Origin of the sequence: Fulvimonas soli, from assembly GCF_003148905.1 — a bacterium.
Taxonomy (GTDB): Bacteria; Pseudomonadota; Gammaproteobacteria; order Xanthomonadales; family Rhodanobacteraceae; genus Fulvimonas; species Fulvimonas soli.
Map to the genome: position 1 here is coordinate 173,619 of NZ_QGHC01000007.1, position 15,341 is coordinate 188,959.

At 74.7% G+C, this 15,341-nt stretch carries 11 protein-coding genes; 3 read left to right on the top strand and 8 right to left on the bottom strand.

Annotated features, from left to right (window positions below):
• Nucleotides 1–50: 50 nt before the first annotated feature.
• From C7456_RS10835 to C7456_RS10845, 3 genes are all read left to right on the top strand, one after another.
• Nucleotides 51–1,013 carry a LysR substrate-binding domain-containing protein gene (locus C7456_RS10835; protein ID WP_170120205.1) on the top strand — a complete coding sequence of 321 codons (963 nt, stop codon included), beginning with the start codon at nucleotides 51–53 and terminating at the stop codon, nucleotides 1,011–1,013.
• 97 nt (nucleotides 1,014–1,110) lie between these two features.
• Complete coding sequence (locus C7456_RS10840; RefSeq protein ID WP_109723768.1) at nucleotides 1,111–1,809, top strand: zinc ribbon domain-containing protein; 699 nt, start codon at nucleotides 1,111–1,113, stop codon at nucleotides 1,807–1,809.
• Nucleotides 1,810–2,133: 324 nt separating this feature from the next.
• Nucleotides 2,134–3,051 carry a DUF2167 domain-containing protein gene (locus tag C7456_RS10845; RefSeq protein WP_109723769.1) on the top strand — a complete coding sequence of 306 codons (918 nt, stop codon included), beginning with the start codon at nucleotides 2,134–2,136 and terminating at the stop codon, nucleotides 3,049–3,051.
• A 157-nt stretch (nucleotides 3,052–3,208) separates the two neighbouring features.
• On the opposite strand, the gene C7456_RS10850 is transcribed toward C7456_RS10845, so the two are convergent.
• The 8 genes from C7456_RS10850 to C7456_RS10885 all read right to left on the bottom strand — a co-directional run bounded on the left by C7456_RS10850 (nucleotide 3,209) and on the right by C7456_RS10885 (nucleotide 15,257).
• Nucleotides 3,209–5,911, bottom strand: a complete 2,703-nt coding sequence (locus C7456_RS10850) for a bifunctional diguanylate cyclase/phosphodiesterase (RefSeq protein WP_245889835.1) — start codon at nucleotides 5,909–5,911, stop codon at nucleotides 3,209–3,211.
• An 80-nt stretch (nucleotides 5,912–5,991) separates the two neighbouring features.
• Nucleotides 5,992–8,637 carry an ATP-dependent helicase HrpB gene (gene hrpB, locus C7456_RS10855; RefSeq protein WP_109723837.1) on the bottom strand — a complete coding sequence of 882 codons (2,646 nt, stop codon included), beginning with the start codon at nucleotides 8,635–8,637 and terminating at the stop codon, nucleotides 5,992–5,994.
• 195 nt (nucleotides 8,638–8,832) lie between these two features.
• Nucleotides 8,833–11,181 carry a type II secretion system secretin GspD gene (gene gspD, locus C7456_RS10860; protein WP_109723770.1) on the bottom strand — a complete coding sequence of 783 codons (2,349 nt, stop codon included), beginning with the start codon at nucleotides 11,179–11,181 and terminating at the stop codon, nucleotides 8,833–8,835.
• Nucleotides 11,182–11,184: 3 nt separating this feature from the next.
• Nucleotides 11,185–11,925, bottom strand: a complete 741-nt coding sequence (locus C7456_RS10865; protein ID WP_109723771.1) for a general secretion pathway protein GspN — start codon at nucleotides 11,923–11,925, stop codon at nucleotides 11,185–11,187.
• Nucleotides 11,922–12,566 carry a type II secretion system protein GspM gene (gene gspM, locus C7456_RS10870; protein ID WP_109723772.1) on the bottom strand — a complete coding sequence of 215 codons (645 nt, stop codon included), beginning with the start codon at nucleotides 12,564–12,566 and terminating at the stop codon, nucleotides 11,922–11,924. Before gspM ends, C7456_RS10865 begins: the two co-directional genes overlap by 4 nt.
• Nucleotides 12,563–13,696: a type II secretion system protein GspL gene (locus tag C7456_RS10875; RefSeq protein WP_245889836.1), complete on the bottom strand. Its 1,134-nt coding sequence runs from the start codon at nucleotides 13,694–13,696 to the stop codon at nucleotides 12,563–12,565. Before C7456_RS10875 ends, gspM begins: the two co-directional genes overlap by 4 nt.
• A gap of 11 nt (nucleotides 13,697–13,707) precedes the next feature.
• On the bottom strand, nucleotides 13,708–14,559 hold the full coding sequence (locus C7456_RS10880) for a type II secretion system minor pseudopilin (protein WP_245889837.1): 852 nt from the start codon (nucleotides 14,557–14,559) through the stop codon (nucleotides 13,708–13,710).
• Complete coding sequence (locus C7456_RS10885; protein ID WP_425454632.1) at nucleotides 14,556–15,257, bottom strand: prepilin-type N-terminal cleavage/methylation domain-containing protein; 702 nt, start codon at nucleotides 15,255–15,257, stop codon at nucleotides 14,556–14,558. The genes C7456_RS10880 and C7456_RS10885 overlap by 4 nt, the downstream gene beginning before the upstream one ends.
• Nucleotides 15,258–15,341 lie beyond the last annotated feature (84 nt).

Genomic DNA, 15,341 nt, shown 5'->3' on the forward strand with positions numbered 1-15,341 from the left:
TGAGCTAGCCTGCGCCATGCGTTGCGATGGCGGCAGGAGGATGCGCGTCCATGCAGGACTTGAACGACATCTACTACTTCGTGCAGGTCGTCGAGCTGGGTACCTTCACCGCGGCCAGCAAGGCGCTGGGCGTGGCCAAGTCGCAGCTCAGCTTCCGCATCGCGCGGCTGGAGGAGAACCTCGGCGTGCGGCTGATCCAGCGCACCACGCGGCGCTCGCACGTCACCGACATCGGGCAGCTGTACTACCAGCAGTGCCTGCAGATCCTCGCCGCGGCGCAGCAGGCGCAGAACGTGATCGAGGAGGCCCAGGCCGCGCCGCGCGGGCGCATCCGCGTGGGCTGCCCGGTGCTGTTCGGGCAGCTGCTGCTGGCGCCGGCGCTGGTGCAATACCTGCGCCGCTATCCCGACGTGCACGTGGACGTGGACACCTGCGACCACGACGCCGACGTGGTCGCCAGCGGCTTCGACATCGCCTTCCGCGTGCGCCAGTCGGTGAAGGACTCCAGCCTGGTGGTGCGCAGCTTCGGCATGGACCCGCAGATGCTGGTGGCCAGCCCCGCGCTGCTCAAGCAGCTGGGCCGGCCGCAGCGGCCCAAGGACCTCAAGCGCCTGCCCAGCGTGGGCGCGGTCAGCACCGAGGGCCGGCACTTCTGGACGCTGATCGGGCCGGACGGTCGCTCCATCCAGGTCGAGCACCATCCGCGGCTGGCCACCGACGACCTGCACCTGCTGTTCCAGGCGGTGACCGGCGGCATCGCCATGGCGCAGCTGCCGGCCTGGCTGTGCCACGACGCGATCGGGCGCGGCAGGCTGGTGCCGCTGCTCGGCGCCTACACGCTGCCGCCGGGCAACGTGCACGCGGTGTATCCCTCGCGCCACGGGCACACGCCCGCCGTGCGCAGCTTCATCGAGTTCATGGCGGCGGAGCTGCCGCGCGCCCTGCAGGTGCTGCAGCGCGCCCCCGAGGGGCGCTACGAGGAACTGGAGGCCGCGGTCGCCGGCTGCGCCTGAACCGCCGCCGACGCGCGGCGCGCCGGCAGCCTTCAGGCACGCCGCGGCGGGCCGGCATAATCGGCGCTCCGACCGCCAGCCGAGGGAACCGCCGCGCATGCGCGAGGACCTGCACTTCTCCGACAACTACCGCGACCTCAGCCAGCAGTACGGCACCGGCGCGGGCTTCCAGTTCGAGTTCTACTGCGAGTGCTGCCGCGACACCTGGCGCTCGCCGTTCGAGCCCTACCGCAGCGGCCAGGCCTCCGGCTGGATGCGCGAGATCGGCAGCTTCGCCAGCAACCTGCTCGGCGGCCTGGGCAGCGGCCTCGACAACGCGGTCGAGGGCCTGGCCAAGGCCGGCTGGGGCAACGCGCGCGACGAGGCCTTCAAGCGCGCGATCGAGGCGGCGCAGGCGCACTTCCACCGCTGCGCCAAGTGTCACGACTACGCCTGCGACCGCTGCTGGAACGCCGACAGCGGCCTGTGCCAGCGCTGCGCGCCCGACCTCGCCGCCGAGGTGCAGGCCGCCCGCCTCGACGGCCGGCTACAGGCGGCCACCGAGAGCGCGCGCGAGTTCGGCAAGGGCCAGGCCGCGCAGGTGGACGTGCGCGGCGAGCGCCAGCTGGTCTGCCCGGCCTGCGGCCACGAGACGCGCGGCGGCAGGTTCTGCCCCGCATGCGGCCAGGCGCTCGCCGCGCCGGCCCGCTGCGGCGGCTGCCGGGCGCCGCTGCCCGCCGGCAGCCGCTTCTGCCCCGAGTGCGGCGCGCCCGCCGGCCGCGCCGGCGCCGTGCCGCCGCCCGCGCCGTCGTCCTGAGAGCCTGTTCAAAGTCTTTACTTTCAGGTTTCCGCTGCGTTCCCATGCCCGTCATCCCTGCGAAAGCAGGGATCCAGTGTCTGTAGGCGCGCCGGGTCGAAAGTCGCTGGATGGCCAGCCCTTCGGCTTTGAAAAGCGCCTCCTGCTTTCGCAGGAATGACGGAGAGGGAATGGCCGGACCGGCGGTAGATCGTGAACAGGCTCCGAGACGCCCGCCCGCCGCCGGCGGCGGGCGCCGTGGTACAAAGCCCTGCCGGCCGCGCCATGGGGGAGCGGCCGTGCCGCGCCGCACCGGCGTGCCTCAACGGACGACAAGGAACATCCATGACACGCAAGTCTTTCCTGCCAGCGCTGGGGCTGCTGGCCGCCTTCGCGCTGGCCGCTTTCGCGCCGACGCTGCACGCCGACGAAGGCAAGGACCGCCAGGCGCAGGTCGAGGCCTTCCTCGGCTCGCTGCACCTGCAGACCGGCAAGGTCGCCATCCCCGCGGCCAAGGCCTCGCTGGACCTCGCGCCGGGCTACGGCTTCCTGCCCGCCAAGGACGCCCAGCGCGTGCTCAGCGGGCTGTGGAACAACCCGCCCGACGACGGCGTGCTGGGCATGATCCTGCCCAGCCGCGACCCGCACGTGCTGCTGGACGAGGACAGCTGGGCGGTGGTGGTCACCTACACCGGCGAGGGCTACGTCTCCGACGAGGATGCCGCCAAGATCGACTACGACGACATGCTCAAGGACATGCAGAAGGCCAACCGCGAGGAGAACCCCGAGCGCCTCAAGCAGGGCTATCCGGCGGTGGACCTGCTCGGCTGGGCCGAGCCGCCGCACTACGACAGCGCCTCGCACAAGCTGTACTGGGCGCGCGACCTGAAGTTCAGCAAGGCCGACGGCAGCGAGGGCGGCCGCACGCTCAACTACGACATCCGCGTGCTCGGCCGCCAGGGCTACCTCTCGCTCAACGCGGTGGCGCCGATCGGCCAGCTCGCGCAGGTGCGCGCGGACATGCCGCAGGTGCTGGCGATGACCGAGTTCGATCCCGGCCAGCGCTACACCGACTACAACCCGGGCACCGACCGGCTGGCCGCCTACGGCATCGGCGCGCTGGTGGCCGGCGGCATCGCCGCCAAGGCCGGGCTGTTCGCCAAGCTCGGCGTGCTGCTGCTGGCGTTCAAGAAGTTCGTGGTGCTGGGCATCGCCGCCATCGGCGGGCTGTTCGCCAGGCTGTTCAAGCGCAGGCGGGCCTGAGCGCCCCCCCGTTCAAGGGCTTCCGGGGCAGGAGCGCCAGGAACGATCGCGGCCGGAGGCCGCTCCCACAGAGGCTCCGCAAGCCTTGGGGGAAGCGGCCTCCGGCCGCGATGCCCGGCCCCTCGCCCCGCTCCGGCCATGCCGCGCCGGCGCCCGCTCAGCGGCGATGGAACGGCACCAGCTCGGGGTAGTGCAGGCCGAAGCCCTGGGCCAGATCGATGCCCAGCGCGGTGAGCTCGGCCACGATGTCCTCCCCGTTCACCCACTCGGCCGCCACCTGCAGGCCGAGGCGGTGGCCGATGTCGCACACCGCGCGCACCATCGCGTGGCTGACCTGGTCGGTGAGCATGTCGCGGATGAAGCTGCCGTCGATCTTGATCAGGTCCACCGGCAGGTTCTTGAGGTAGCTGAAGGAGGACATGCCGGCGCCGAAGTCGTCCAGCGCCACCTTGCAGCCGGCCGCGCGCAGGCGGCCCATGAAGCGCGCCACCTTGGAGAGGTGGCGCACCGCCACGGTCTCGGTGATCTCGAAGCACACCCGCCCCGGCGCCACGCCGTGCTGCGCCAGCAGCTCGACGATGCGCCCGGCCAGCGCGTCGTCCTCGACGCTGGCGCCGGAGAGGTTGATGGTGGCCACCTCCAGCGCGGCGCCGGCCGGATGCAGGCAGTCGAAGTTGGCCAGCGCGGTCTCGATCACCCAGCGGTCGATGGTCGGCATCAGGCCGTAGTTCTCCGCCGCCGGCAGGAAGGTGCCGGGCAGCACCAGCCGGCCGTCGTCGTCGCGGAAGCGCAGCAGCAGCTCGATCCGCGGCCCGCGGCCCGGCTCCGGCACCAGCGGGCGCAGCTCCTGGTAGGCCAGCACCAGCCGCCGTTCGTCCACCGCCCAGCGCAGGCGGTTCACCCATTCCATCTCGCTGCGCCGGCGCAGGGTGCGGTCGTCCTGCTCGGAGTACAGGTGCACGCGGTTGCGCCCCTGCTCCTTGGCCAGGTAGCAGGCGGCGTCGGCCTGCGCGAACAGCTCGTCGCGCGCCAGGCCCGGCCGGTCGATCATCACCACGCCGATGCTGGCGGTGATGGTGTAGCTGCGCTTGCCCCATACGAACACGTAGCCGTCGATGCGCTGGCGCAGCAGCTCGGCCATGCGCGCGGCGCCCTCGCGGTCGCCGATGCCGGCCAGCAGCAGGCCGAACTCGTCGCCGCCCAGCCGCGCCAGCACGTCGCCGGCGCGCAGGTGCTGGCGCAGCAGCACCGCCAGCTGGGCCAGCAGCTGGTCGCCGGCGGCGTGGCCGGAGGTGTCGTTGATCAGCTTGAACTGGTCCAGGTCGATGTACAGCAGCGCGCAGGCGGACGCCGCGCCGACCTCGCCGAGCGCGCGCTCCAGGCGCCGCTCGAACTCCGGGCGGTTGTACAGGTCGGTGAGGCTGTCGTGGCTGGCCTGGTAGCCGAGCTGCTCGGTCAGCTCGCGCAGGCGCGAGATGTCGGCGGCCACCATCACCAGCTGGCGGCGGCCGTCCAGCTGCATCGGGGCGAGCGAGACGTTGGCCCAGAACTGCGCGTCCGCGCCGGCGCGCAGCAGCGCCTCGACGCCGTCGACCGCGGGGGTCTCCGCGTGCGCCAGCTTCAGCTGCTGCTCCGGGTCGACGAACACGTCCGCCAGCCGCATGCGCCCGACCGCGCCGCCCAACCGGGCGCGCGCGGCCTGGTTGGCGTACACGACCCGGCCCTCGTCGGCGTCGGCCAGCAGCACCAGCGCCGGCAGCATCTCGTTGAGCGCGCGGAAGCGCTCCTCGCTCTCGCGGTAGCGCTGGCTCATCCGCCAGCCGGCCTGCAGCGCGCGCCGCCGCGTGTCGCCCAGCAGCCAGGCCAGCACCCCGAGCAGCACGCTGATGATCGCACCGGGCAGCAGCACGGACTGCTGCCACGGCGGCGGCGGCAGGCCGGCGTCGAACGGCGCCATCACCAGCAGCCACTCGCGGCCGCCGTAGGGCAGCCGGCGCTCGAAGCTCAGCCCGCGCTCGGCGACCAGCGCCGGTATCGGCCGGCCCGGGGCGGAGTCGAACAGCGGCTGCGGCTGGCCGCCGGTGACGTCGGCGAGCTGGACGTGCATGCGCGCGGCGGCGTCGGCCGGCAGCGCGGTGCGCACCAGGTCGTCGACCAGGAACGACAGCCCGATCGTGCCGATGACGCGCGCGCGCCGCTGCTCCACCGTCCGCGGCGGATCGCCGGGCGAGTAGATCGGCAGCCGCATCACCACGCCCATGCCCGGATGGCGCCGGGCCACGTCCTGGATCAGGTGCATCGGGCCGGACAGCGTGCCGCGGTCGGTGTCGCGCGCGCTCAGCGCCGCGGCCAGGTTGCCCGGCTGCGCGGCCAGGTCCAGCCCCAGCAGCTGCGCGTTGCCCTCGCGCGGGGCGGCCATGCGGGTGACGTAGTGCTCGCCGTCCGGCCGCGCCTCGCGCGGCGCGTAGGCCAGCGCGAGCAGGCTCGGGAACAGCTCGCGCGCATGCAGGTTCTCGTAGAGCCGCTCGAACTCCACCGGGGTCACGTCGTCGGAGGCGAGGAACACCGTCTGCACCGAGCGCACCAGCAGCTCGGTGGACTGCAGCTGCCGGAGCAGCTGGGTCTGGCTGCGGTCGACCACCACGGTGAGCTCGGCCTGGTAGCGCTCGGCCTGCTCGACGCGCTGGCGCTGGTACAGCGCCAGCGCGACGGCCAGCGCGCCGGCCAGGACCAGCACGCCCCAGAGCCAGGTCGGCCAGCGCCCGGGATGCGGCAGCGCGAGCTCGTCGCCGGCGGCGAAGGCGCTGGCGCGCTCCCCGGGCGTGATCGCCTGTCTCCGCGATTCGCTGACCGCTCTCACCCAGCCCCCTTCCCCGGGCCCCATCCAGGCCCAGGCGACGTGCATAGCACAGCCGGCATCCCGGCACCAGCGCCGGGCGGTCAGCCGGCGCGCGGCTTGGCGCGGTGCGTGGGCGTGGCCGTCCACGGGTCGTCCGGCCACGGATGCCTGGGATAGCGGCCCTTCAGCTCCTTCTTCACTTCCGGGTAGGTGCGTTCCCAGAAGCCCCTGAGGTCCTGCGTGACCTGGATCGGCCGACCCGCCGGCGAGAGCAGGTGCAGCGTCACCGGCACGCGGCCGCCGGCCACGCGCGGCGTGTCGGCCAGGCCGAACAGCTCCTGCAGCTTCACCGCCAGCACCGGCGGCGCGCCGGGCACGTATTCGAGCCGGCGCGCCTGGCCGCTGGGCACCACCAGGCTGTCCGGCGCCTGCGCGTCGAGCGCGCGGCGCTGCTCGTAGTCGAGCATGGCGGCCAGCGCCTGCGAGAGTTCCTCCGCCGCCAGCGCGTCGAGGCGGCGCTTGCCGGCCAGGTGCGGCGCGAGCCAGTCCCCCAGCGTGGCGAGCAGGCGCGCGTCGGACAGGTCGGGCAGGCCCAGCTCCGGCATCCAGCCGCGCAGCGCCTGCACGCGCAGGCGCAGGCGCTGCGCCGCCTCGCTCCACGGCAGCGCGTCCAGGCCGCGGTCGCGGACCGCGGCGATGAGCGCCGGCAGCGCGTCCTCCGGCCGCACCGGCACGCTGCGCCGCTCCAGCACGATGGCGCCGAAGCGGCGTTCCTCGAACGCCTCCGCCGCGCCGCGCGCCTCGTTCCAGCGCGCCACGCGCTCGCGCGCGAAGCCGTGCGGGAGCTCGGCCTCCAGCACGCGCGGGTCCAGCGGCGCGGCGGCGAGGATCAGGCTGTCGCGCGCCTCGTGGCGCAGGTCCAGCGCGACCAGCCAGGGCTCGCCGAGCAGCGCGGTCTGCTCGGCGAGGCACGCGCCGCGCCCGCTGGCCAGCGTGTAGCGCAGCGGGTTGGCCACGTCGCGCCGCGCGACGCGGTCGGGGAAGGCGTGCAGCAGCAGGTCGCCGACGGCGTGGCTGTCGGGCACGCCGCTGGCGGCGGTGCGCACGTCCAGGCGCCGGCGCCAGCCCTTGGCCGCCTGCTCGATCGCGGCCAGCGCGCCGGCGTCGGCCTGCACGCCGGGTGTGCCGCCGCCGCGGCGGTCGCGCCAGGCGTGCAGCGCGGCCACGCGCGCGCGGAAGTCGTCGCTGCGCGCGGCCTCGCCGCGCAGCGGCGAGCGCGCCTCCATCAGCGCCAGCAGGTCGGCCACCAGCGCGAGGCGTTCCGGCGGCGCGCGCAGCGCGGCGGCGCCGAGCCGCGGCGTGGCGCCGAGCTCCAGCATGCGCCGGCCCAGCGCGGTGATGCGGCCGTCCGCGTCCAGCGCGCCGAGCTGTGCGAGCAGCTCGCGCGCCTGCGCCAGCGCGCCGGCGGGCGGCGGGTCGAGCCAGAGCAGCGCGGCGGCGCCATCCGCCGTGACGCCCCACGCGGCCAGTTCCAGCGCGAGGCCGGACAGCTCGGCCTGCACGATCTCGGCGGTGCGCGAGGGCTCCAGCCGCCGGCTCTGCGGCCACAGCCGGTAGGCCGCACCCTCCGCCACGCGGCCGGCGCGGCCGGCGCGCTGGTCGGCCGAGGCCTGCGAGACGAACACCGTCTCCAGCCGGGTGAAGCCGGTATTGGGATCGAAGCGCGGCTCGCGCGCCAGGCCCGAGTCCACCACCGCGCGGATGCCCGGCAGCGTGACGCTGGACTCGGCCACGTTGGTGGCCAGCACCACGCGGCGGGTGCCGGGATCGGCGGGGGCCAGCGCGAGCTGCTGCTCGGCGAGGGAGAGCTCGCCGTGCAGCGCGACGATCTCGATCTCCATGCCTTCCCTTCTCCCGTCGGGAGAAGGTGCCCCGGCAGGGGCGGATGAGGGTCCGGTCGAAGCAGAACGTCCCGCTACGGTCGAACCCTCACCCCCAGCCCCTCTCCCGACGGGAGAGGGGAGCGAAGCGGACTGCTGCGCCAGCAGCGCCTGCGCCCGCGCGATCTCGCGCCGGCCCGGCAGGAAGGCGAGCACGTCGCCCTCGTTCTCCGCCAGCGCCTGCCGCACCACGCGCGCCAGGTGCTGCTCGGGGCTTTCCTGCGCGCGCGCCGGCGGGTGCTCGATGCGCACCGGGAAGCTGCGGCCGGGGCTGGAGAGGCGCGGCGCGTCCAGCCAGCGCGCGATGCGCTCGCCGTCCAGCGTGGCCGACATCACCACCAGGCGCAGGTCCGGGCGCAGCGTGGCCTGCACGTCCAGCGCCAGCGCGGCGCCGAGGTCGGCGGCCAGGTGCCGCTCGTGGAACTCGTCGAACAGGATCGCGCCGATCCCGGCCAGCTCCGGGTCGTCCTGGATCAGCCGGGTGAGGATGCCCTCGGTGACCACCTCGATGCGCGTGGCCGCGCTCGTGCGCGACTCGAAGCGGATGCGGTAGCCCACCGTCCGCCCGAGCTCCTCGCCGAGCTGGCGCGCCATGAACTGCGCCGCCGCGCGCGCGGCGATGCGGCGCGGCTCCAGCATCACGATCTTCCGCCCTTCCAGCCACGGCGCGTCGAGCAGCGCCAGCGGCACCTGGGTGGTCTTGCCGGCGCCCGGCGGCGCCTCCAGCACCAGCCGCGGCGCGACGGCCAGCGCGGCGCGGATCCCGGGCAGCAGCGGGGTGATGGGGAACGAAGGCGGCGCGGTCATCGCGCCCATGATAGCGGCGCGGGCACGGCCCCCCGGCGGGCGTCGACCCACGGAAGCCACGGACGCTGCGGCGAGTCCGCCCCTCACCCCGGCCCTCTCCCCGGAGGGGAGAGGGCGTCACGGCGCCGGACCTTGCGTGCGGCTCGACGCTCGTCGCCCGCGCCACGGGAATGCGAGTCGGCGCGCTCCCTGCTCCTAGGGCTTGGCCGCCGCTCCCGTTTCCCTGCTTCCCGCCCGCAGCGGCGCCAGCGACTCGAACTTGCGCTGGTACTCGTCCGTGACCTGGCGCGCCTCCTCGCTGCTGCTGATCACGCGCGGCGTGATCAGCACGATCAGCTCGGTGCGGTTGCGGCTGCGGCTGGTGCTGCCGAACAGGCGGCCCAGCACCGGGATGCGGTTGAGGCCGGGGATGCCGGTGTCGGTCTGGCCCTCGTCCTGCTGGATCAGGCCGCCGAGCAGCACGGTCTGCCCGCTCTGCACGGCCACCTCGGTCGTCATCGCGCGCTGCGACACCGAGGGGTTGCCGTTGGTGGCGTGCGTATAGTCCGGCGTGCTGACGATCTGTTGCACGTTGAGATAGACCAGGCCGCCCGGGTTCACCCGCGGCTGCACCGCCAATTGCACGCCGGTGTTCAAATAGGTGACCGAGTTGTAGGTGTTGTCGGTGCCGATGGCGGACACGCTGGTCTGGTTGATCGGCACCTGGTCGCCGACATTGAACATGGCAGTCTGGTTGTTGAGCACCACCAGCGACGGCGCCGACAGGGTCTTGGTATTGCCGCTGACTTCCAGCGCGCGCAAGGCCACCTGCAGATTGTGGTTCACGAAGGAATAGAAGAACCCGTCGCCAGGCGAAGTCGATGAGCCCGGGTTATAAGTAGCGCCGCCCTGGCCCAGCGCCCATTGCTGCTGGTTGCCGGGCTGGCCGGGCGTGTAATTGCCGTTGCTGTCGACCGAGCCGCCGATCAGCCCTTCCAGATACCACTGCACGCCGAAGCTGAACTGCCCGGTGAGCTTGACCTCCAGGATGCGCGTCTCGATCTGCACCTGCAGCGGCACGTTGTCCAGGCGCTTGATCGCCGTCTCGATCTCGTTCCACTGCGAGGGCCGCGTGCGCACCAGCAACTGGTTGTTGGCGTCCACCGAGCTGATCCGGGTGACGCCGTCGGACGAGCTGTACTGCTGGTCGGCGCTGGCGCCGGTCGCGCCGCCGCCGCCCGCGGCCAGGCCGCCGCCGTTGACGAAGCCGGTGCCCGTCGTCCCCGCGTCGCGGCCTCCCCCGGCGGTGCCGCCGAGCCCGCCGGCCGACGTGCCGTTGAGGCCGCCGTTGCCGGCATTGCCGAAGCCGCCGGCGCTGCCGAAGCTGCCGGCCAGGCTGCCCATGGCTGCGCCGCCGGCGCCGCCGGTACTGCCCAGCGTGCCCGAGGTGAGGCCCGGCCCCACCTGCCCGCCCTGCTCCGAGCCGCCGCCGGCGCCGTTGGCATAGATCTGCGCCAGGTAGCGCGCCAGGTCGGAGGCCTTGATGTTGCGCACGTCGTACACGTACAGCTGCGGCTCGTTGCCGCCGCCGCGGTCGATGCGCGCGATCCACTCGCCCACCTCCTGCAGGTAGTCCGGCTGCGTGCTGATCACCACCAGCGCGTTGGTGCGCTCGATCGGGATGAAGCGCAGCATGCCGGCCAGCGGCGTGTCGCCGCTCTTGCCGAACATGGCGTCGAGCTTGGGCATCAGCTCGGTCACGTTGGCGCGCTCCAGGCTGAACACGCCCACCGACATGCCGCGCAGCCAGTCCACGTCGAAGGTCTGCACGGTGCGCTGGTAGTTGGCGAGCTCGTCCGACGTGCCGGACAGCACGATCAGGTTGCGCGCCGGGTCGACCAGCAGCACCGAGTCCGGCCGCGCGAACGGCTTGATCAGCTTCTGCATCTCCGCCGCGCCGATGTAGCGCAGCGGGAACAGCCGCGCCTGCAGGCCGCCGACCGGCGCGCTGGCGCCCAGCCCCGGCACCAGGTTGCCGGCCACCGCTTCCTTGGCCGGCATCACCACGTAGCCGTCGCCGCGCTGCACCAGCGCGTTGCCGGTCCAGGACAGCAGGGTCTCCAGGATCGGCAGCGCCTGGCTGGAATCCACCGGCTGCGCGGTGGAGAAGGACACGTTGCCCTGCACGCCGGGCACGATGGTGTAGTTCTTCTTCAGCAGGTCGCCCAGGATCGCCTTCACCACCGCCTGCACCGGCTGGTTCTCGAAGTTGAGGGTGACCGCGCCGTCGCCGGCGGCCGGCGCGCGCGGCGCGGCCAGCGGCGTGGGGCGGATGAAGCGGCCGCTGCCGTTGCTCAGCTGCGGCCGCGTGGCGCCCTCGGCCGGCGCGGCGTTGCGGTTGTTGAGCGGCAGCGGCGCGGGCGCGGGCAGCTCGGTGCCGGCCATGGCCTCGCGCTGGAGTTCGCCGTTGTCCTGCGGCTGCGGCAGGCTGGCGCAGCCGGCCAGGCAGACCAGCAGGGCGGCCAGGCCGGCACGGGCGAGCGGGAGCTTGAACAGGCGGGACATGGATCAGCGATCTCCTTGATGGTTCCCGGCCGCCTGCGCGGCCCGGCGTTTCTCGATGAGGGCCTTGAGCTGCTGCACGCGCGCGGCCTGGGTGGCGGCCTCGTCCTGGCGCGGGCGTTCCTCGCGGTCCGGGCTGTCGCCGCCGGCGACCACCCGCATCGGCACGGGCCGGCCCACCGGCCTGACCAGCTCCGCCGGCGGCGGCGCGGCGGCGCCTCCGGCCGGCGGCGGTTGCGGCACCGGGCCGCCGGCGCGGCTGGGCGCGTCGATCGGCGCGCCGGCGGGCAGTTCCATCTCGACGCGCCCGCCGGCGCCCTCGAACACCGCCCCGCGCGGGCGGACCTCGACCAGGGTGCTGCTGCCGTCCGGCAGCGCGGCGCCCTCGCGCACGCGCACCTCGGTGCCGTCGCGGCCGCGCAGCAGCGCCATGCGCAGCTGCGGGGTGAGGATGATGCCGGTGAGCTGCAGCTCGCCCAGGTTGCCGTTGCCGGCGGCGGCGCGCGCCACCGGCCGCCGCGACGGGTTGAACAGCGGGCGCGTCCACACCTCGGCGAACTGCTGCAGCGGCGGCGCCGGCGGCAGCGGCCGCGCGGCGTGCGCGTCGGGCGGCGCCGCGGCGGCGCGCGGCGGGTCCCAGCGCACGCCGCGGCCGAGCCCGGCCAGCAGCGCCAGCAGCAGCAGGCCGAGCAGCGCGGCGAGGATCGCCAGCGGCGGCGTGAGCCGGCGTTGCGCGGCGGCGTTCACGGCGCACCTCCCTGGCCCTGCGGCGGCTCCGCCGGCGGCGCGCCGCGCGCGGGGCGCACGTAGCCGGACAGCGCGAACTGCACCTCCAGCGGCACGCCCGCGCCCTTCTCCTGCGCGGCCACCGGGTTGCGGTAGATGCTGAGGTCGTCGACGAACAGGTACGGCGTGCCCTGCTCCAGGTCGTACAGCACCGCGGCCAGCGGCTCGATGTCGCAGCGCATGCTGATCGTCACCGCCACCTTGCGGTAGGGCTCGCCCGGCGCCGGCGGCGGCGAGGGGACGGGCATCTTCTGGGTGACCTCGCAGCCGCCGTTCTGCGGATGCGCGGCGGCCACGTCCACCGCGCGCTGCATCAGCCCGGCGCTGGCCGCGGCCGGGTCGTCCTCCGGCAGGAACGCGGCGCTGGCGGCCTGGCCGGCGCCGAGCGCGGCAATGCGCTTCTCCAGCAGTGGCTTCTCGGCGATGGCGGCGGCGTAGCGGCTGTGCGTGTCGCGCAGGTCGTCCATCTCCGCGGCGATCGCGCGCAGCGGCGCCACGAACCACCAGTGCAGCAGCAGCAGGTAGGCCAGCGCCAGCGCCAGCAGCAACAGCAGCACCGCGGCGACGCGCTGCTCGCGCGGCTTGAGGGCGGGCGCCTTCATGGCGTGCCTCCCGCGGCGGGTTTCGCCGCCGGCGCGGGCGGCTGGCGCAGCTGCGCCAGCATGTAGAAGCGGTCCTTGCCGCTGCCGGGGTCGGGCTGGATGCTGCCCTGGAAGTTGGGGTCGGCGATCAGCGGCGAGTCCTTCAGCGCGTCGATCAGCTTCACCGCCTGCTGCGCCTGGCCCTGGAAGCCGAGCTGGCCGCTGCCGTCCAGGCTGAAGCGCTCCAGCCAGGCCGACTCCGGCAGCCGCCGGGTGAGCTCCTGCAGCAGCGCGAGCCGGCTCACGCTGCGCTGCTTGCGCTGCACCAGGAAGCCGGCGGCGCCGACGTTGTCCTGCCACTGCTGGCGCAGCGCCGCCACCTGTTGCGCCTGCGCGCGCATCGACTCGACCTCGGCGCGCATCTGCTCCAGCGCCTGCTCGCGGTTGTGCAGCCACTGCGCCAGCACCAGCGCCAGCAGCGCCAGGCAGGCGGCGCCGAGCGCAAGGTTGAGGCGCAGCCGCGGCCGGCGCCGGCGCGGCGCCTGGCCGGGCGGCAGCAGGTCGACGCCGAGGCGGCCGCCGCCCTCGGCCACGTCCACCGCGTCCACCGCGATGCCGGCCTCGCGCAGCTGCGCCAGCAGCGGATCGAGCGTGGCGCGCGGCACCGCCACCAGCTCGGCCGCCAGGCGGCCGGGCGCGGCCGGCGCGGCGAGCTCGCGCACCGCGTAGTGCACCTGCTCGGCGCGGAACGGCGTCTGCCGGTCCATCTCGAAGGCGCCGACCCGGGCGAGGTTCTCGGCGGCGGCCCCGGGCAGCGAGAGCGTGCGGCGCAGCACCTGCCCCGCGGGCAGCAGCAGGGCCAGGCGCAGGTCCTCCGCGTCCACGCCGCGCACCGCGGCATCCAGCGCGGCGCGCTGCTCGCCGGCCGGCGCGTCGGCCGGCCAGGCGGCGACGACGGCGCCGCCGCGCAGATGCCAGTGCGCACCGTCGCGCTCGAGCAGGAACCACGCGGCGCCGCCGCCGAAGCGCCGCCGCCAGCCGGCCGGCAGCAGCGCGGCCAGCTCGCCGCCCCACCAGCGCAGGAACCCCGGCAGCGGCGACGCGCGCCAGGCGCGCCGCGCGCGCTCCAGCGGCGGTCGCAACGTCTGCATCGCGCCGTTACTCATCCCCCGTCACCCTCCTGCCAATGCAATACCGCGTACGGCTGCGCCCCGGACCTGCCCCCCTGCAGGCGCACCGTGGCGCGCAATACCGCGCGCGTGCCGTCAGCCAGCGTGGCCTCGGCGCGGATACTATGCGTGACCCCCGTCGCCACGGCCAGCGAAGCCGCGCGGTCCGGGCGCTGCCGCCGCGCAAGGATCTGCGCGATCTGTTGCGGCGTCATGCCGGGCACCGCGGCCAGCGCCAGCGCCGAGGCGCTGCCCGGATCGGGCGCGGCGCGGCCGGACCAGATGGTGATGTCGCCGGCGATGCGCCGGTACAGCGCCGGCGTCATGCCGGGCACCTGCTGCAGTTCCTCGATGCTGGCGAACGGCGCGTGGCGCGCCGGCGCGCTTCCGGCCAGCCCGGACGCATCCAGGCCGGGCTGCGGCGGGCTGCGCCAGGCCGCCACGGCCGCCGCCAGCCGCTGCGCGTCCGCCGCCGGCATGCCCGCGGCGCGGAAGAACGCCTGCAGCGACTCCGGCGTGGCGGCGTCGAGGTCGAGCTTGCCGCCCTCGTCGACCGCGCTGACGCTGACGCGGGCATCGTCGAAGCGCAGCTCGTAGCTGCGCCCGTCGGGCACCCAGCGCCGCTGCGGCTGCGGGTCCTGCAGCGCGTAGACCGCCTGCGCCAGCCCGGCCTCGGCGGCGTAGTGCGCCCGCGTCTGCGCGAACTGGTAGCGCGCCTGCAGGCCCTCGGTGCGCGCCAGCGCGGCGTAGCCGCCGAGCAGGATCGCCAGCAGCGTGCACGCCCACAGCACCACCAGCAGGGCGATGCCGCGCTGGGTGCGGCCGGCGGGGCGGCGCGCGCTCACTGCCGCATCCTCTGGATGCGCAGGCCCTGCAGCAGGCCGGGCCGGGTCAAGCTGGCGCTGACGTCCACGCGCAGCGGCGCGTCCAGCCGCGGCCAGCGCTCGGGCGCGGGCGGGGTCAGCTCGATGCGCACCAGCGAGGGCAGCAGGCGGCCGTCCGGCCAGCTGCCCTGCCAGTCGCCGGGACGGCCCTGCGCGTCGATGCCGCGGTAGCTGAAGGCACCCTCGCGCACGTCGTCGAGCAGCACCTCCGGCCGTCCTTCCGGCTTCGGCGGCTGGCCGTCGAACGGCAGCGCGGCGAAGCGGATCTCCAGCCGCTGGCCGCCCCGGCCGTTGTCGACCAGCGCCAGCGTCTGCACCTGCGGGCCGAGCTTGCCGAGGTAGCCGGGCAGCGGCGCGACGAAGCTCAGCTCGTGCGGCGTGCCCTTGAAGTACAGCGCGTCGCCGCGGTCGTCGCGGCCGATCGGCTGCGCCATCGCCTGCGCCAGCTCGCGGCGCAGGAACTCCTGCGCGGAGCGGATGCGGTCCAGCCGCTCGATCGCCGCGCCGCCGGCCTGCACGCTCTGCGTGGCGGTGCGGATGCCCGAGTACACGCCCAGCAGCAGCAGCGCCAGCAGCGCGAGCGCGCCGAGCACCTCGAGCAGGCTGAAGCCGCGCGGGGGCGACGGCGACTTCCGTGGCAGTGCCTCCTGTGGGAGCAGCCTTTGTGGGAGCGGTCTCCGTGGGAGCGGCCGCCGGCCGCGATGCCGGCTGGCTCGGACAGTGCGGCCATCGCGGCCGGCGGC

Coding starts and splice junctions, on each gene's coding strand:
- C7456_RS10835 (WP_170120205.1), top strand. CDS start 51: ATGCAGGACTTGAACGACATCTACTACTTCGTGCAGGTCGTCGAGCTG.
- C7456_RS10840 (WP_109723768.1), top strand. CDS start 1,111: ATGCGCGAGGACCTGCACTTCTCCGACAACTACCGCGACCTCAGCCAG.
- C7456_RS10845 (WP_109723769.1), top strand. CDS start 2,134: ATGACACGCAAGTCTTTCCTGCCAGCGCTGGGGCTGCTGGCCGCCTTC.
- hrpB (WP_109723837.1), bottom strand. CDS start 8,637: ATGACCGCGCCGCCTTCGTTCCCCATCACCCCGCTGCTGCCCGGGATC.
- gspD (WP_109723770.1), bottom strand. CDS start 11,181: ATGTCCCGCCTGTTCAAGCTCCCGCTCGCCCGTGCCGGCCTGGCCGCC.
- gspM (WP_109723772.1), bottom strand. CDS start 12,566: ATGAAGGCGCCCGCCCTCAAGCCGCGCGAGCAGCGCGTCGCCGCGGTG.
- C7456_RS10875 (WP_245889836.1), bottom strand. CDS start 13,696: ATGCAGACGTTGCGACCGCCGCTGGAGCGCGCGCGGCGCGCCTGGCGC.